The organism is Bacillus sp. E214 (assembly GCF_008087365.1).
In the GTDB taxonomy this organism is placed as follows: domain Bacteria; phylum Bacillota; class Bacilli; order Bacillales; family Pradoshiaceae; genus Pradoshia.
Genome location: NZ_VENN01000002.1, coordinates 99,314 through 115,432, shown reverse-complemented (window position 1 = coordinate 115,432; position 16,119 = coordinate 99,314). Strand labels below are relative to the sequence as shown.

The following is a 16,119-nucleotide window of genomic DNA, read 5'->3' as shown; positions in this document are numbered from 1 at the left end:
ATTATCGATCCTCACTTATGCTCAGGATGATTGTCACAGCTGAACCAATGACAGCTAACGCTACACCAGTGTCAAATATAAGAGCGGTAGCTAGTTCCGTTTTACCTAAAATCGGAAAATCTACATAACCATACGTTTGGGAAAGAAAGGGAACACCGAACAGAAATGAACCGACACCCGTAAGAATTGCAATCAGTACACCGATCGCTGCCACTGTTTTAAAATCCACAGGAATAATCTTATTGACCGCTTCCGTCCCAAGCGTCAAATACATGAGTACAAGTGCACTGGCAATTCCCAACCCTCCGATAAATCCTCCTCCAGGGTTGTGATGCCCCGAGAAGAACAAATCAATGGAAAAGGTGAGGATAATCAATACTGCAACTTTTGTTACGGCCGTCAATAAAATATCATTAGGCTTCATTTTTTATCCCTCCCTGTAACATTGACCTTGATTAATGTAAAGACAGCCAATCCCGCAATACACAGGACCGCCACTTCGACCATCGTATCAAGTCCCCTGAAGTCAACCAAGGTCGCGTTCACTATATTTTTAGCTCCGGCAAGCGTATAGGAATCTTCGAAATACCCAGAAATCGTTTCAAACAAACGGGTTCCATTGGCGGAAAGGGCCAATAGTGTTACCGTCAACCCCACTCCAACTGAAATCAACATATTGGTGAATTTGAAACGAACTTTACTTACTTCTTTTCGAAACTCTGGCAAATGATAGAAGCACAGCAGGAATAAAGCGACTGTCACTGTTTCCACAACCAATTGCGTCAGCGCCAGATCCGGTGCCTGAAAAATAACGAAAAGAATAGACACTAGATATCCAAGGGCACCAACAGCAATAATCGATGTCAGTCGATACTGGGAAAACAGTGCGATTAAAGCGGTCACCACCATACCAATGACCATCACAGCTTCATAAATGCTCACCGGTGAATCCTTAGACATATCGAAAGCAAAACCGTTGAACAGCCACAGAGAACCACCAACAATGAAAATAAAAAACGCAAAAATATAAACTAGATAATCACGTGTATATCCAGTCATGTACTTCTTCGTTGCATAAGCAGATATCGATTCCATAAGCAGCAAAGACTCATTGTATATATTGTTAAACGTCAGGCTTTGCGGATACCAGCTGAATACCCTGATCCACTTAGGCAGCAGCTTGTATAGCAATAGGCCAACTAATACGACACCGATTGTCATCAATAATTCTGTATTAAAACCATGCCAAGCACTAATCTCCTTACCCAACCCTCCTGCTGCCTCATAATCCGGCAAGATTGATATAAGGGCAGGATCTAAAATGTATTTTGCCAAAATGTTGGGGAAGAAGAATATCAGGACTACAAACATCGCCAATATAGCAGGCGGAATCAGCATACCGACGGGCGGTTCATGAGCAGCCTTTGACAGCATCTCAGGTTTATGTTCTCCAGTGAACGTCTTAAAGACCATAATCATACAGTAGACGAACGTTAGGATACTTGCTATCCAAGCAACAACAGGGAATATCATGCCGAACTTTTCCATCCCGAAAATATCCATCCCTGAAGCATTCACCACGCCGGTAAAAAACATTTCTTTACTCAAAAAGCCATTGAATGGCGGTAATCCTGCCATAGAGAAACTTCCAATCATAGTGATCGTGAAAGAAATCGGCATGAGGCTCATTAACCCACCCAGCCTTTGCAGATTCCGGGTTCCTGTCTCATGGTCAATGATTCCGACAACCATGAACAGACTTCCCTTAAAGGTTGAATGGTTAACCAAATGGAATACAGCCGCCATAATAGCGATTGCATATACTTTCGATTCATCGCCATAGCCAAAATAAATGGCAGCAGACCCCAATCCTAGTAGACTCATGATCAAACCGAGCTGACTAATTGTCGAATAAGCGAGCAAGGCCTTTAGATCTTTCTGACGAACTGCATTCCAGGATCCGTATAATAAAGTTACAATTCCGACCAAGGATACCGTCCAGAACCAAACTGCATCACCGCCAAACAAAGGGGTTAACCTAGCCACCAAATAGATGCCGGCTTTGACCATTGTAGCCGAATGGAGGTAAGCACTGATTGGTGTCGGTGCCTCCATCGCATCAGGTAGCCAAAGACTAAACGGAAACTGAGCTGATTTAGTGAAAGCTCCCAGTAAAATTAAAATCATCGCAGGTAAAAAGAGGACATTCTCCGGCAATGATTTAGCTTGGAAGATCATTTCACGGATGCTATATGTATCGGTAATGATGGAAAGGAGCAACAACCCGGCCAACATAGATAATCCACCGAAAATGGTGATTAGCATCGACTTCCGTGCTCCTTCTCTCGATTTTTTCCGTTGGTACCAATAAGCAATCAACAAGAAAGATGAAATACTGGTCAGTTCCCAGAACACGTAAAGGACGACAACATTATCCGAGAAAACGACTCCAAGCATGGCCCCCATAAACAACATCAGATATACATAAAAGTTATGCAGCTCCTCCCGAGCCCTGGACATATAGAAAATCGAGTACAAAATGACAAGCGATCCGACACCTGTGATTAACAAACCGAATAAGAGGGACAATCCGTCGACATAAGCTGTGAAATTAATCCCGAATGATGGCAGCCATTTAAATTCACTGGTCAATGTATTCCCAGTCGTTGTAATTGGGATATACTGTAATAAGGAGATAAAGATGATGACCGGCAAAAAAAGAACAAACCAGCCTATATGTAATTTTTTATTGAACATACTATAGAGGAAAGGTATCAGAACCGCAAAGAAAAACGGTAATAAAATCATTAAATTAATCATGTCCTCGCGCTCCCTTCATCATAGAATACTGTACGCACACACAAAAGTGACGATATATCCAACGGACCCTTTTTATATTAGAAATATTTACTCTATTTTGTGTAATAATAATTGACTGAAAATCTGGCATGGGCTATATTCGTAATAGTCCAATGAACTACCATCTATTTAGAGGTGAACTTTTAATGAAAAAATGCAAAAGCCGAATGGACGAAAGCATCCTTGTGTGTGTCTATTACGGCCCCAATGGTGATCGCTTGATCCAGCGTGGCAGTAAAATCGCCAACATGTTGGATTGTCCCCTATATATCTTGACAGTGGACCCAAGTCCTTTTGATGAACTAGACGCTGAGAAATCCGAAAGTATTGAGAGATGGCGTCAGCTCGCCGAGGAATTGGAAGCAGAGGAATTCATTTTGAAAGATAATGAGAAACGACCGTTTGCAAAAGTAATAGCGGATGTCGCACGTGAAAAACAAATTTCACAGATCATCCTTGGTCAAACAGCACAAAGCCGTTGGGAACAGATTGCTAAAGGTTCGATTATAAATACTTTGTTGCGAGATATTCCATTTGTTGACATTCATATAATATCCGTCGCCCGGGCATTGAGAGATGATCCAGACGGCCTTTACGAAAAAGGCGTACGTGCCTATCTCGAAAAAGAAGACAATCATTATCGGCTGAGCTTTGAACATACAAAGAAAAGTGAATTTGAGGGTATCTTCTTTAAAGAAATCGGTACTGATTTCAATACTGGTATCTTTAAATTTATGAAAAACCAAAAAACACTGCAAGTAACCGTGACTGATAACTATGTCAAAGAAACTTTATGATGTGACACCTCCACAAAAAAATGTGGGGGTTTTTTCTTTTCTAAGGAAACTGGAGTCTGTTATACCTATAGATTCACATCAACTTTGACAGGAAGTTTTTCATTTTTGTCGATTCCCAAATACCGTAATGTTTCACCAGGACTATGATGATGATAAATGTTCATCAGGATTGAAATAGCAATCCCTTTTCGATAGGCATGATAACCGAATGTCTTCCGTAACGTATGGGTTCCGATTTTTCCCGGTATCCCCACTTCCTTAGCCGCACAATTAATAATCCTGTATGCCTGTTGCCTTGAGATAGGCTGCTGATTTTTTTTGGATTTGAATAAATAATCATCCGTAGAGAAATCAAAGGTTTCTAAATAATGTTTCGCAGCTTCTCTCACATTTTGATTGAGGTAAAAAGCCCTCTCTTCCGAAGTCTTTGCATCTTTTATATAAAGGAACTCCTTGAACTTCCCGCCTTCCCAGATATCACCCACCCGTAAAGAGAGCAGTTCACTGACACGGAGACCAGTATTAATTCCAAAAACAAATAATAGTAGATCACGCAAGGATTGCTTTTTAAGAATCCTTTTTATTGCGGTAATCTTGCGGATATCCTTTATGGGATCAACGTATTCCAAGGAAATACCCCCTAACTATAATGTTACTTAATTATGATATTATCAAAAATTAAGTAACATTACAAATATAGTGACTTGTTTGATTTTTTAATCTAAAACGCTTTATAAAGAGGCTTTATTAAAGTAAGGCAGCTCCATTTACTCCCTTTTCGCGGTTCTGGCAGTGGCCTGCAGGAGCACTCCCTGGATTTCATTAGCAATGTTATGTAGTAATATCCATCTTTTAGAATACAGGCTAACGAGGAAGTATTTAATTGCTACTTAGGAATAAAAAGAGTAAAAAAAGCGCCCCAAAATTGGGACGCACTTAAATTGCTTAGTTTTGATATTCCTTTATTAATTCATCCAGCGATAGGTAAGATGTATTGCTGTATAGGAGATCCGCTTTAGCCAGTTGTTCTTTAGAGCCTATTCCGACCGCAAACATGCCAGCACTCTTAATGGCTTCAACTCCTGCTTCTGCGTCCTCAATCCCAATGCATTCATCAGCAGGGACACCAAGCTTTTCAGCGGCTTTTAAGAAAATTTCCGGATCCGGTTTACCCCTCTTAATTGTACGCGCATCAACCATATAATCAAACTGGTCACTGAGCTGTAAGGAGTTCATCACAGCCGGCGCGTTTTTGCTAACAGAAGCAAGACCCAGCTTATAGCCGGCAGCTTTTATATCAAGCAATAGCTGTTTAATGCCAGGTAAACTATCATTTGGTGTAATTTGCTTGATTAGCTCCATATAATGCTCATTTTTCTGCGCAGCCAGTTTTTCTTTTTCTTCAACCGTATAGGAAGATTGCTTATTCCCAATTTCCAGAATGATTTCAAGGGATTCCATTCGAGAAATTCCCTTTAATCTTTCATTATCCGCTCTGGTAAACTCAATTCCCAATTCACTGGCAAGCTGTTTCCAGGCAAGATAATGATATTCTGCTGTATCCGTAATAACACCATCCAAATCAAAGATAAACGCTTTTAATTCCTTACTCACGCGACCGTGTCCTCCTTCATTAGCGGTATTTTTACAACACCATCAGCAGGCAACTCAAATTCACTGTCGTAAACCTTGAGTTTCATTACCGGGCCAGTTTGTGAAATACTCACTTCGTTTTTATTCACTTCAATAGTTAAATGATGATCTCTATAATTGATATTAAAGCTATAACGGTCCCATGCTGCCGGAATAAATGGTGCAAACGACAGCTCCTCATTAAATGTTTTCATGCCAGCAAAACCTTGTACAATCCCTAACCAGGAGCCTGTCATACTTGTAATATGAAGGCCATCCTCCGTGTCATTGTTATAGTTATCCAGATCCAGCCTTGCTGTTCTGGTATACATCTCATATGCTTTATCTTCCAGTCCAAGTTCAGCAGCAAGTATCGCATGAATGCATGGAGACAGAGAGGATTCATGTACGGTCATTGGCTCATAGAATTCAAAGTTTCGGCGTTTTTCCTCACGTGTATATTCATTATTCAGGAAATAAATCCCTTGCAGGACATCCGCCTGCTTGATAAAGCAGCTGCGCAGAATTTTATCCCAGGACCATTTTTGATTTAGCGGGCGGTCTTCTGGCTTTAATTGCGAAGCAGGCATTAAATCCTTATCCATAAATGTATCATGCTGAATAAACACTTGATTCTCCTCATCAAATGGATAGTACATTTTATCAATGATATCCTGCCATTTATTTAATTCATCGTCTGTCATATATAAATCTGAAAATCTCGCTTCATGCCCGTTCTCTTTTAAATATCCAATAACTTCAAGGGTGTAACGTAAAGTCCAGGCTGCCATTGTATTCGTATACCAGTTATTATTGACGTTATTTTCGTATTCATTTGGACCGGTTACTCCATGAATCATATATTGATCTTTCATTTTATTATAATGGACGCGGTCTGCCCAAAAGCGCGAAATCCCGACCAGCACATCTATGCCATATTCGTTAAGGTAACTCTTATCTCCTGTATAATTCACATAATTATAAATAGCATAGGCAATAGCTGCATTACGGTGGATTTCTTCAAAGGTAATTTCCCACTCATTATGGCACTCCACTCCTGTGAAAGTGACCATTGGATATAATGCTCCTTTTAATCCTTGTCTCTCAGCATTGAGATAGGCTCCTTCGAGCTGGTTATGACGATAGATTAAGAGATTGCGAGCCACTTCAGGCTGAGCTGCTGCCAAATATAATGGAATCGCATATGCTTCAGTATCCCAATACGTTGCACCACCATATTTCTCGCCTGTGAATCCCTTAGGTCCGATGTTTAATCGGGCATCTTCTCCATAATAGGTTGAAAACAGCTGAAATAAATTAAAACGGATTCCCTGTTGTGCTTCAATATCTCCATCAATTTGGACGTCTGCTAACTCCCAGCGCTCTGCCCATCGATCGCAATGTGCCTTTAAGCAAGCTTCATAGCCTTGTTGCATAGCTGTATTAACAATTTCCAGACCCTTTTCACTTAAAAATTCTGAAGCATGATCACGGTCTGTTGTAATGCCCACATATTTAGTTAACGTAACAGTCTTACCTTCTTCAGTTGGAATTTCAATTTTATTATCTACATATTCTTCGTGTTGGAACGGTTTGATATCGGCCGTGTTGCCATTGATTTCAAGACCCATCGTCGCAGAGACTGTAAATCTGTCTGTTCCGAAAGGGTTTTCATTTGTTTGCATAACCAAATTACCCATGAGCTCAGATGAGCTGGAGGAAATATAATTCCAGAAGTCTTCTTCATAGTTGGAATCTTCATTGCGAACTTCACCATCTAAATAAGGAATAAAGGTAATCACACTATCATGGTTAATTGGTGTAACCGCATACTTGATCACCGCTAGTTGCTTCTCTGCAATTGATAAATAGCGTACTACCTCAACAGCTGTTTCTTTACCAGCTTGTGAGACCGTAAAGCTTCTCGTAAGAACACCATTTTTCATATCGAGTTCACGGCGGTAATTACTCATTTCCACTTTATTAAGGTCAATTTCCTCCTCACCAATAAAAACACGAATTCCGATAAAATTAATGGTATTGATCACTTTACCAAAGTAATCGGGATAACCGTTTTTCCACCATCCAACCCTGGTTTTATCCGGAAACCAAACGCCTGCCACATATGTCCCTCTATGACTATCACCTGTATAGGTTTCTTCAAAATTACCTCTTAACCCCATATGCCCGTTTCCAAGACTTGTCATACTTTCAGCAAGTCTAAAATCCTCTTTATGTAACTCTTCTTCAATAATTTTCCACGGATCTATTGAGAACAGTCTTTTCATATAATACCCCTTTCCATCTTCCCTCAATTATTTATTTAATAGAATATATATAGGCTTCTACTGTTTGTGCAATCGGTTGCATAAAAGTACATTCTCATTATAACCGATTCATTAACTTATGAAAGCATAAAATTAAAAATTCTAAAATTTATCTAAAATTTATTACATCTACGTGAATTTGAATAGTAGGATAAAAAGCCTTTTTTAATGCCCTACTATCCTTTCTTCTATAATTACTCAAAAATAAAAATACCTCTAAAGAATTCTATTCCTTAGAGGTTATTCATGCTTTATTATTCGTTAGATTCAGTCCCAGGACTGTTTTCATGCGGCGGCTTACCAGGGTGGGTACCTCCAAAAGGATGTGGAGGAATATATCCGTTTGCCTGTATTCTTTCAAATCTTTTATCCATATGATTCTTTAACATATCAGCATTCTGCTTAGACATCACACCGAATTCAACATACTTTTCAACAATAGCCTTTTCCTTTTCCATCACTTCTTTATGCATCGCAGCAAGCTCTGCTTTCTGTTGTTCCGTTAAAGTTGGCCTTGTTTGCTTTGTTTGATTATCGCCATTTTCTGCCGCATGTACGACGGTATTGGATATACCAATTGAGGTAAAGCTCAAAACACATGCCATTATCAACAAGAGAGACATTTTTTTCATTAGTATTTTCACTCCTTCTTTATTTTCTGCCCCTAGTTTTTACCAACTTTAATTATTTATGCATGCTGTTTTCCTATAATAAAAAAGGCTGAACTCTAATTAGAGCCAGCCCATTTCATTCTTTATTTTTTATACCTTTTAGGATTCGGTTTCTTCTTTATAGACTTTGAATTTTGATTATATACAGGTCTCTGATCTACAATTTTACCTTTAAACAGTTCCTTTTTCTGAACTTCAATATGCAGTTCCCGAGCGTATTTCTTTAATTCACGTTCTTCACGAGCCGTTACAATTGAAATAACCGTTCCACTTTCTCCCTGGCGTCCAGTCCTACCTGAACGATGCACATATTGAGCAATCGTTTCAGGGAAATCCACATGGATTACAAATGGCAGCCCTTTAATGTCCAAGCCCCTTGCTGCCACATCTGTAGCAAGTAATATAGTTGACTCCTGCCTACGAAACTCACGTATAGCCGCTTCTCTTTCTATTTTCTTGGAATCGCCATGAATAACTCCTAAATCTACTCCCTTGAAACGAAGCTTTGAAGCCATCACATCCAAATTTCCGATGTCCTTTCCAAAAACCAATGCACGCATTTCAGGCATTTTAACTAATTTTTCAAGAATATTTATTTTATCACGCGCCTCAGTGACAAAATAAATATGATCCACCTTTGATTGAACGGTATCTTCCTTTTTAACCCGTACTTTAACAGGGTCATTCATCCATTGCTCGGCTTCTTCCTCTAACCCAGCCGGCAAAGTAGCTGAAAACAAAACTATCTGACGGTCTCTCATAGTACTTTTAATAATTGTCCCAATAGTTGGCAAATGCTCAGGGATCATTAGTTGGTCCCCTTCATCCAGCACAATTGTTTTCACTTCATGCATCTTTAGCTTTTTCTGCTTAATCAGTTCTTCTAGTCTGCCTGGTGTTCCGATGACAACATGCGGATGCTTTTTCAGCTTTTCCAATTGACGCTTCGGATTAGCACCGCCGATAAACGAAGCAGCCGTAATACCTGTTTCTTTTGACCATGCTTGTACAACTTCAAAAATTTGCATAACAAGCTCTCTTGAAGGAGCAAGAATAACAGCCTGTACTTTTTGTTCGTCTGCTTTTATTTTATTTAAGATTGGCAGGACATAAGCAAGTGTCTTTCCTGTTCCTGTCGGCGATTCTGCCAAAACATCTTTTCCTTCATATATAGGACCAAAGGTCTCCTTCTGAACTGTAGTTGCTTCTTTGAATCCGGATAATTCCCATTGTTTTTTTAATCCATTTATTAACTCATTGACTATTGAATCATTTGTATTCATTAATTTCTCCTAACTAAACACATACTTGTATGATTCTTATTATACATATGCCAAACGATGATTATCAATAAAGGAGAGGTTCCTCCCATAATAAAGAGGTCTCTCCGTGTAAAGCCATTTTTTATTTAATGGAATATATACCTACACACCAGGCTCCACTGGTGCCGGTGGTGTAGTCATTACCGTGCCTGCAAGGTGTCTATTTTGGCCGGTAGCCCGATTGTTTAGGAATTGTCAACTTTATTCCAACTGCCGTTAAAGATGTTGCCACATAAACAATAAGTAAAATGAATTATTATAGTCCGGATGACTTGTTCCGGGCTATATTTTTAAGCATTATGATGTATTGGCAGGAGGAAATACAGTTATACTACATATAAACAATAAAATTACTATATTAGAAGAACGCACAAATAGTGAAATGTAATTATTTTTAGGCTTCTTGCGACATGTGATTATTTCCATTAGAATGAAACTACTAGTTTATGCGAAAGAGGTTGAAGATGGTGGAGCACAATACGTCAAATTTTATTCGTAACATCGTTATTGATGATATAAAATCAGGTAAAACAGATCAAATTATTACTCGTTTCCCTCCTGAACCAAATGGTTATTTGCATATTGGACATGCAAAATCTATCGTTTTAAATTTTGAACTTGCTGATGAATTTAAAGGAAAAACAAATCTACGTTTTGATGATACAAATCCGTTAAAAGAAGATACGGAGTATGTTGAATCTATTAAAGAAGATGTCAAATGGCTTGGATTTGATTGGGACAACCTCTTCTTTGCCTCTGATTACTTTGAAGAAATGTATAATCGCGCCATCTTGTTAATTGAAAAAGGATTGGCTTATGTTGACGATTTAAGCGCAGACGAAATCCGTGAATATCGCGGTTCATTAACTGAACCAGGTAAAGAGAGTCCCTACCGTAACCGCTCTGTAGAAGAGAATTTAGAGCTATTTAAACGTATGCGTAATGGTGAATTCGGCAATGGCGAAAAGGTACTTCGTGCCAAAATTGATATGAGTTCACCAAACATCAATTTGCGCGACCCGGTTATTTACCGAATCGCTCATGCAACTCACCATAACACTGGTGATAAATGGTGTATCTATCCTATGTATGCTTTCGCCCATCCAATTGAGGATGCTATTGAGGGCGTCACTCACTCCATTTGTACGTTGGAGTTTGAAGACCAGCGTCCGCTTTACGACTGGGTTATTAAAGAATGTGAGATGGAAAGCACACCAAGACAGTATGAGTTTGGCCGTTTAAATTTAACAAATACCGTTATGAGTAAACGTAAGCTAAAACAATTGGTTGAGGAAGGCCTTGTAGATGGCTGGGACGACCCAAGAATGCCTACTATTTCCGGTCTGCGAAGAAGAGGCTATACTCCAGAAGCAATTCGTAATTTCTGCCGAGAAATTGGTGTCGCTAAAACAAGCGGAATTGTGGATGAGAAAATGCTCGAGCACTTCGTAAGAGAAGATTTGAAATTAAAAGCACCAAGAACAATGGGAATCTTAAAACCATTAAAGGTGGTTATCACCAACTATCCGGAAGGACAAGTTGAAATGCTTGATGCAGAAATCAATCCAGAAAATCCTGAGATGGGAACTCGCCAAATTCCATTCTCAAGAGAAATCTATATTGAGCAAGAGGACTTTATGGAGAATCCTCCAAAAAAATATTTCCGACTATTCCCTGGAAATGAAGTGCGTCTGAAGCATGCTTACTTCATCAAATGTGAAGAAGTTATTAAAGATGAGGAAGGCAATGTGATAGAGCTTCGTTGTACCTATGACCCTGAAACAAAGAGTGGAACTGGTTTCACTGGACGTAAAGTAAAGGGAACTATTCACTGGGTTGAAGCTACACAAGCTATTCCAGCTGAATTCCGCTTATATGAACCGCTTATTCTTGATGAAGAAGCAGAGGAAGACGGAAGCTTCCTTGATCATGTAAACCCTAACTCATTAATTATTGAAAACGGCTTTGTTGAGCCAAATATGAAAGATGTTCAACCTAATGAGAAATTCCAATTCTTCCGTCATGGGTACTTTAATGTTGACCCTAAGGATACAACAGCTGAACATTTAACCTTCAACTTAATTGTATCTCTGAAGAGTTCCTTTAAAATCTAAGGCTATAAACACTGAAGGACCGTGGTCATACACGGTCCTTTGTCATGTTGATTTGAAATGGAATCGGTTTTTATTCATAATTACTTGCTTTTAAATACTCCCTCGGTGACAGCCCAAACTCCTTTTTAAAGGCCCTTACAAAGGTTGAATAATCATTAAAACCTGCACTTTGGGAAATATGTGTCATGGATTCCCCCTTCGAGAGCATCGATTTTGCTAGATATAATCTCTTCTGCAAGATATACTGATGCAGCGTGTACCCTGTATAGGATTTAAACTTTCTCATTAAATGATACTTACTCAAAAAACATTTTGATGCTAATACCTGTATGGAAAGATCCTCATTTAAATGTTGATTAATATACGTTAAGACTTCTGTTATATTTTTATCAAAAAGGATATCCTGTGAATGCGCTGCTGCTTCATCATGAATAAAAATACGATTAATAATAATCAGCAATTGCATTAACAGAGCCGATTTTAAAATATCATCTCCAAAAGCAGCCTCCCGTTCAGTCTCTATTAATTCCTGAACAATGCTTTTGATTTTTTCAAGTGGCTTATCTGTAATCCGTATTAGATTAATTTCACGACGGGCAGCCAAATCAAAACACATCAATAAATTGCTATTTTCTCTGCTATGTTTGGAAACCATAGCTGGGTCGAACCAAATGATAAAACGCTCATATTCTTCCGTTGGGTCAATAATAGGCTTATGGATTTGTCCATGCCCTATGATGAGCAAATCCCACGGTTTCAGTTTATAAGCCTTTCCTTCTATCATATAAGTGACGTTTCCTTTAATAAAGATGATGATTTTATTAAAATCATGATAATGATATTCGAATTCATTCACAATTTGGTCTTTAATGTGAAAGACTTTTATTTCCTGATTTAGGATTCCCCTTCTCTCTGATTGCCATCTATTGAATTCATGCATGATATTCCTCCTGTTTAAGAGCACTTTTTACCATGTTTTAAGCAATATTTTCATAGAATGTGGTAAAATAGTCAAGTATGCTTATAGTACTAATTATTGAGAGGCAGTGAAAATAGTGAAACAAATCTTTTTAAATTATAAAGGTTCCATCATCTTACTGCTGGCGATCGCGATTGGTGGGGTAGCCGGTTATCTGATCGGTCCCGATATAGCAGTTATTAAGCCATTCGGGGATTTATTTCTGAACTTATTATTCATGATTATCGTTCCGCTTGTATTTTTCAGTATCACTTCCGCTATTGCAAATATGAGTGAAATGAAGCGTCTCGGAAAAATCATGGGCAGTATTGTCATCGTGTTCTTCACAACCGCTCTTATTGCGGCGGTACTCGGCTTTATCGGTACAACTTTTATGAATCCAATTGGGGATTCCGATGTATCATCCATTAAAGAATTAATGTCAAACACTGAAGTGGTTGAAACAGAAGAAATTTCTTTCCTGGGCCAGTTAGTTAACACTTTTACAGTAAGTGATTTCTCAGAGCTCTTATCCAAAAATCATATATTACAATTAATCGTATTTTCCGTATTAGTTGGATTGGCTACAGCTATGGCTGGGGAAAAAGGTCGGCCTGTTGCACAATTGATGAGCTCAGCAACTGAAGTATTAATGAAGGTTGTCAAAATTATCATGTACTATGCCCCTATCGGATTGGGCTGTTATTTTGCCACAATTATTGGGGAGCTTGGGCCGCAAATTCTTGAAGGATATGCCCGTTCATTTGCTCTGTATATGATTTTAAGTATCATCTACTTCTTTGGTTTCTTTACTTTATATGCTTATATTGCAGCAGGCAAAAATGGTATCAATGTATTTTGGAAGAATGCCCTTCCTCCATCCATAACTGCTATAGCAACATGCTCAAGCGCTGCTTGTATACCTATCAACCTGGAAGCTACCAAAAGAATCGGAGTTCCAGACGATATTGCTGAGACGGTTATTCCTCTTGGTGCCAATACACATAAAGATGGATCTGTCTTTGGAGGGGTATTGAAGATTGTCTTTCTATTCAGCCTCTTCGGCAAAGACATGACAAGCGTATCAAGCATTTTAAGTATTCTCGCTGTTTCCTTCCTTGTCGGAGCTGTCATGGGAGCGATTCCTGGCGGCGGTATGATTGGAGAAATGCTCATTCTTTCTGTATTTGGTTTCTCACCAGAGGTACTGCCAATTATCGCTGTAATCAGCACAATTATTGATATTCCTGCAACCTTATTGAACTCAACCGGAAACACAGTATGTGCAATGCTTGTAGCTCGCCTGGTTGAGGGTAAAAATTGGCTGCAAAACTCACTTAGTAAAACAGCTAAAGCATAGAACATATTATTCGTTTTTTTCCCTATAAGGATCAATTCAGACTGCAGATAAAATTCCGTTTGGAATTTTGTCTGCAGTTTTTTGTATAATAAGGCTACTATCTGCTGCTTTCTGATTGATAAGCAATGTCATATACGACTTTTAAGGAATATGGTTCTGTAGGTCACTGTTGGTTACTAAAAAGGAAAAGAATCGTTGAAATTTCGTGAGACTACTACAGGAGAAGCCAGCACAGCAAGGACAAGCGAGGAATAAAACAAGGAAATATGACCGGTTGCCTGTAGAAAAAATGGGCTGGGGCCATAAGTAACATTGTTTTTATGAAGCTTTAAATATAGATTTCATACAGCCTATAACATTTACTTTTAATACTATACATATATAAAAGCAAAAAAATGACGAAAAAGAGGTTTGAACTATAAACATTAGGGAATATATGCCGATAATAGATATAGATAGGTATCCGCTTGGGGTAGGAGGAATTAGATGCTTACAATCATCTTGACTGGAATTATTGTTACCATTTTCTTTGGCATCCTGTTAAAATATTTTTTCACGAAACGTAAACAACATAATATTTTCTATAAGGAAATTTTTTCAACTGTTTATTCACCTATTATCATTAAGGCCCAGCATATAAAAAAAACATATGGTTTCTTTGAAAATCAACCCTATGTAATAAGGGAACATCGTATAAAGCAATCAAATAAAGTGACAGATTCCATTTGCCTAGCCGATGAAATAATGAAACAGTTAGAGGGAAATGAACAGTATATGTCAAAGAAGATGCTGGAACTATATTTTGGTATACATAGTAAAAATAAAGAATATCACGAATTGGAAACCTCAAATTTGAACGCAAGCCACAAGGATTTTTTACTGGCTAAACTTGAATATGAAATCAATACCCAAAAGTTAATTTTGATGAACGCCTTTTTTAAAGAGATGGAGCAAACTGCTGAGAACGCGGATCTTCTTTACCCAGAGCTAAAGGATATGTTACAATTCTATTCCCATTTTACAAACCATATTTTGCTGAATGAATTAATCTTGGCTCTTCCAACATCCACATCTAAAAAAGGTGTTTCCATACATAACTAAAATGTGAGGCTGCTGATGAATCTTGCAGCCTCACAATAATGGTTAGTATTATCATTCGTAAGTTATTAGTTTATCGAATATATCCAGAGTTGTCCCTGGATAAACACCTCTTCTTGGTATCTCCAACATATTATCACCTGGAGAAGCCATGCCATCTTTTATAGTGAAGGCCATATCAGTATCCAGTTCTTTCAGGATTTCTAAAGTGGATTTGTTATATTCCCCATATGGGTAAGCAAATGCACTAGAATCGCCGATGGTTTCATAGCCAGACTGAATGTCAGCCTTTACATCTTCATATTCCTTTGAAATCAAATATGATACCCCATTGTCATCGAGTTTATGGAATTCATCGGCGTGCCCGTGATAACTAAAAACATCTAAGCTTTTATTAATATCTTTAACGCTTAAAAATTGCGCGTCAGCAGGATCATAATCACGAGGATTTCGGTCTATTCCTCCTGTGATCAGGAAGATTGATGCGTTGAAATTATGTTTCTTTAAGACAGGATACGCATTAATATAATTATCCTTAAAGCCATCATCAAAAGTAATCAGGACACTTTTAGTTGGTATCGCAATGTCTTCTTTCATATAGGCCTGGAATTCGGGCAATGTCAGCGTTTTGAATCCCTTATCTTTCAAATATTGCATTTGCGCTTCGAAATCATATAAAGTGACGATTGTACCATGAAGATTTCCATCTTCATCATAGTGATTTTTAACAAGATCCTTATTATCGATGACTCTGTGGTACATCAAGACAGTAATTTTTTCTGCCTTATCGTTTTCTTTAACTTTAAAATCCCTTACATTAACGGTGTTTTCAATATCTAATGGTCTATCCACCCTTAAACTGAATTTAGCATGGGCAATTGTATCGAAATTATTTGTAAAATAGCCGGCTAATAATGTGAAGTGCCCTATAAAAACAATTAGGAATATAAGATTTACATTTTTCTTCAAAACTGAAACAAT

The 16,119-nt window shown here is 38.3% G+C and carries 13 protein-coding genes; 4 read left to right on the top strand and 9 right to left on the bottom strand.

What is annotated here, in order from left to right; genetic code table 11:
- Window position 1: 1 nt before the first annotated feature.
- A complete protein-coding gene (locus tag FHY47_RS09840; RefSeq protein ID WP_066109486.1) occupies window positions 2-424 on the bottom strand; it encodes a Na(+)/H(+) antiporter subunit B in 423 nt (140 codons plus the stop codon).
- Window positions 421-2,820 (bottom strand): Na+/H+ antiporter subunit A, encoded by a 2,400-nt coding sequence (locus tag FHY47_RS09835; RefSeq protein WP_148630365.1) that lies wholly within the window; start codon window positions 2,818-2,820, stop codon window positions 421-423. Before FHY47_RS09835 ends, FHY47_RS09840 begins: the two co-directional genes overlap by 4 nt.
- Before the next feature lie 185 nt (window positions 2,821-3,005).
- Between FHY47_RS09835 and FHY47_RS09830 the strand changes: the two genes are divergently transcribed.
- The gene (locus FHY47_RS09830; protein WP_066109492.1) at window positions 3,006-3,656 is read left to right on the top strand and encodes a universal stress protein; all 651 of its coding nucleotides are present in this window, start codon (window positions 3,006-3,008) and stop codon (window positions 3,654-3,656) included.
- 65 nt (window positions 3,657-3,721) lie between these two features.
- Here FHY47_RS09830 and FHY47_RS09825 read toward each other — a convergent pair whose 3' ends face one another.
- From FHY47_RS09825 to FHY47_RS09805, 5 genes are all read right to left on the bottom strand, one after another.
- Window positions 3,722-4,285 carry a site-specific integrase gene (locus FHY47_RS09825; RefSeq protein ID WP_066109497.1) on the bottom strand — a complete coding sequence of 188 codons (564 nt, stop codon included), beginning with the start codon at window positions 4,283-4,285 and terminating at the stop codon, window positions 3,722-3,724.
- A 316-nt stretch (window positions 4,286-4,601) separates the two neighbouring features.
- Window positions 4,602-5,270 carry a beta-phosphoglucomutase gene (pgmB, locus tag FHY47_RS09820; protein WP_066109500.1) on the bottom strand — a complete coding sequence of 223 codons (669 nt, stop codon included), beginning with the start codon at window positions 5,268-5,270 and terminating at the stop codon, window positions 4,602-4,604.
- Window positions 5,267-7,576, bottom strand: coding sequence for a glycoside hydrolase family 65 protein (locus FHY47_RS09815; protein ID WP_066109503.1), 2,310 nt, complete (start codon window positions 7,574-7,576; stop codon window positions 5,267-5,269). The genes pgmB and FHY47_RS09815 overlap by 4 nt, the downstream gene beginning before the upstream one ends.
- Before the next feature lie 293 nt (window positions 7,577-7,869).
- Window positions 7,870-8,247, bottom strand: coding sequence for a YckD family protein (locus FHY47_RS09810; RefSeq protein WP_066109504.1), 378 nt, complete (start codon window positions 8,245-8,247; stop codon window positions 7,870-7,872).
- 122 nt (window positions 8,248-8,369) lie between these two features.
- Complete coding sequence (locus FHY47_RS09805; RefSeq protein WP_066109507.1) at window positions 8,370-9,569, bottom strand: DEAD/DEAH box helicase; 1,200 nt, start codon at window positions 9,567-9,569, stop codon at window positions 8,370-8,372.
- Between the two features lie 503 nt (window positions 9,570-10,072).
- On the opposite strand from FHY47_RS09805, the gene FHY47_RS09800 reads away from it, so the two are divergent.
- A complete protein-coding gene (locus FHY47_RS09800; RefSeq protein ID WP_148630766.1) occupies window positions 10,073-11,722 on the top strand; it encodes a glutamine--tRNA ligase/YqeY domain fusion protein in 1,650 nt (549 codons plus the stop codon).
- Between the two features lie 70 nt (window positions 11,723-11,792).
- Here the strand turns inward: FHY47_RS09800 and FHY47_RS09795 are convergent, their stop codons facing one another.
- Window positions 11,793-12,662 carry an AraC family transcriptional regulator gene (locus FHY47_RS09795; RefSeq protein WP_139892056.1) on the bottom strand — a complete coding sequence of 290 codons (870 nt, stop codon included), beginning with the start codon at window positions 12,660-12,662 and terminating at the stop codon, window positions 11,793-11,795.
- Window positions 12,663-12,774: 112 nt separating this feature from the next.
- Here FHY47_RS09795 and FHY47_RS09790 point away from each other — a divergent pair, with 112 nt between their 5' ends.
- Entirely contained in the window at window positions 12,775-14,040 is a 1,266-nt protein-coding gene (locus tag FHY47_RS09790) for a dicarboxylate/amino acid:cation symporter (protein WP_395940471.1), read from the top strand.
- Between the two features lie 486 nt (window positions 14,041-14,526).
- Window positions 14,527-15,141 (top strand): hypothetical protein, encoded by a 615-nt coding sequence (locus FHY47_RS09785; protein ID WP_066109515.1) that lies wholly within the window; start codon window positions 14,527-14,529, stop codon window positions 15,139-15,141.
- A 51-nt stretch (window positions 15,142-15,192) separates the two neighbouring features.
- Here FHY47_RS09785 and FHY47_RS09780 read toward each other — a convergent pair whose 3' ends face one another.
- A complete protein-coding gene (locus FHY47_RS09780) occupies window positions 15,193-16,107 on the bottom strand; it encodes a polysaccharide deacetylase family protein (RefSeq protein WP_066109516.1) in 915 nt (304 codons plus the stop codon).
- Between the last annotated feature and the right edge of the window lie 12 nt (window positions 16,108-16,119).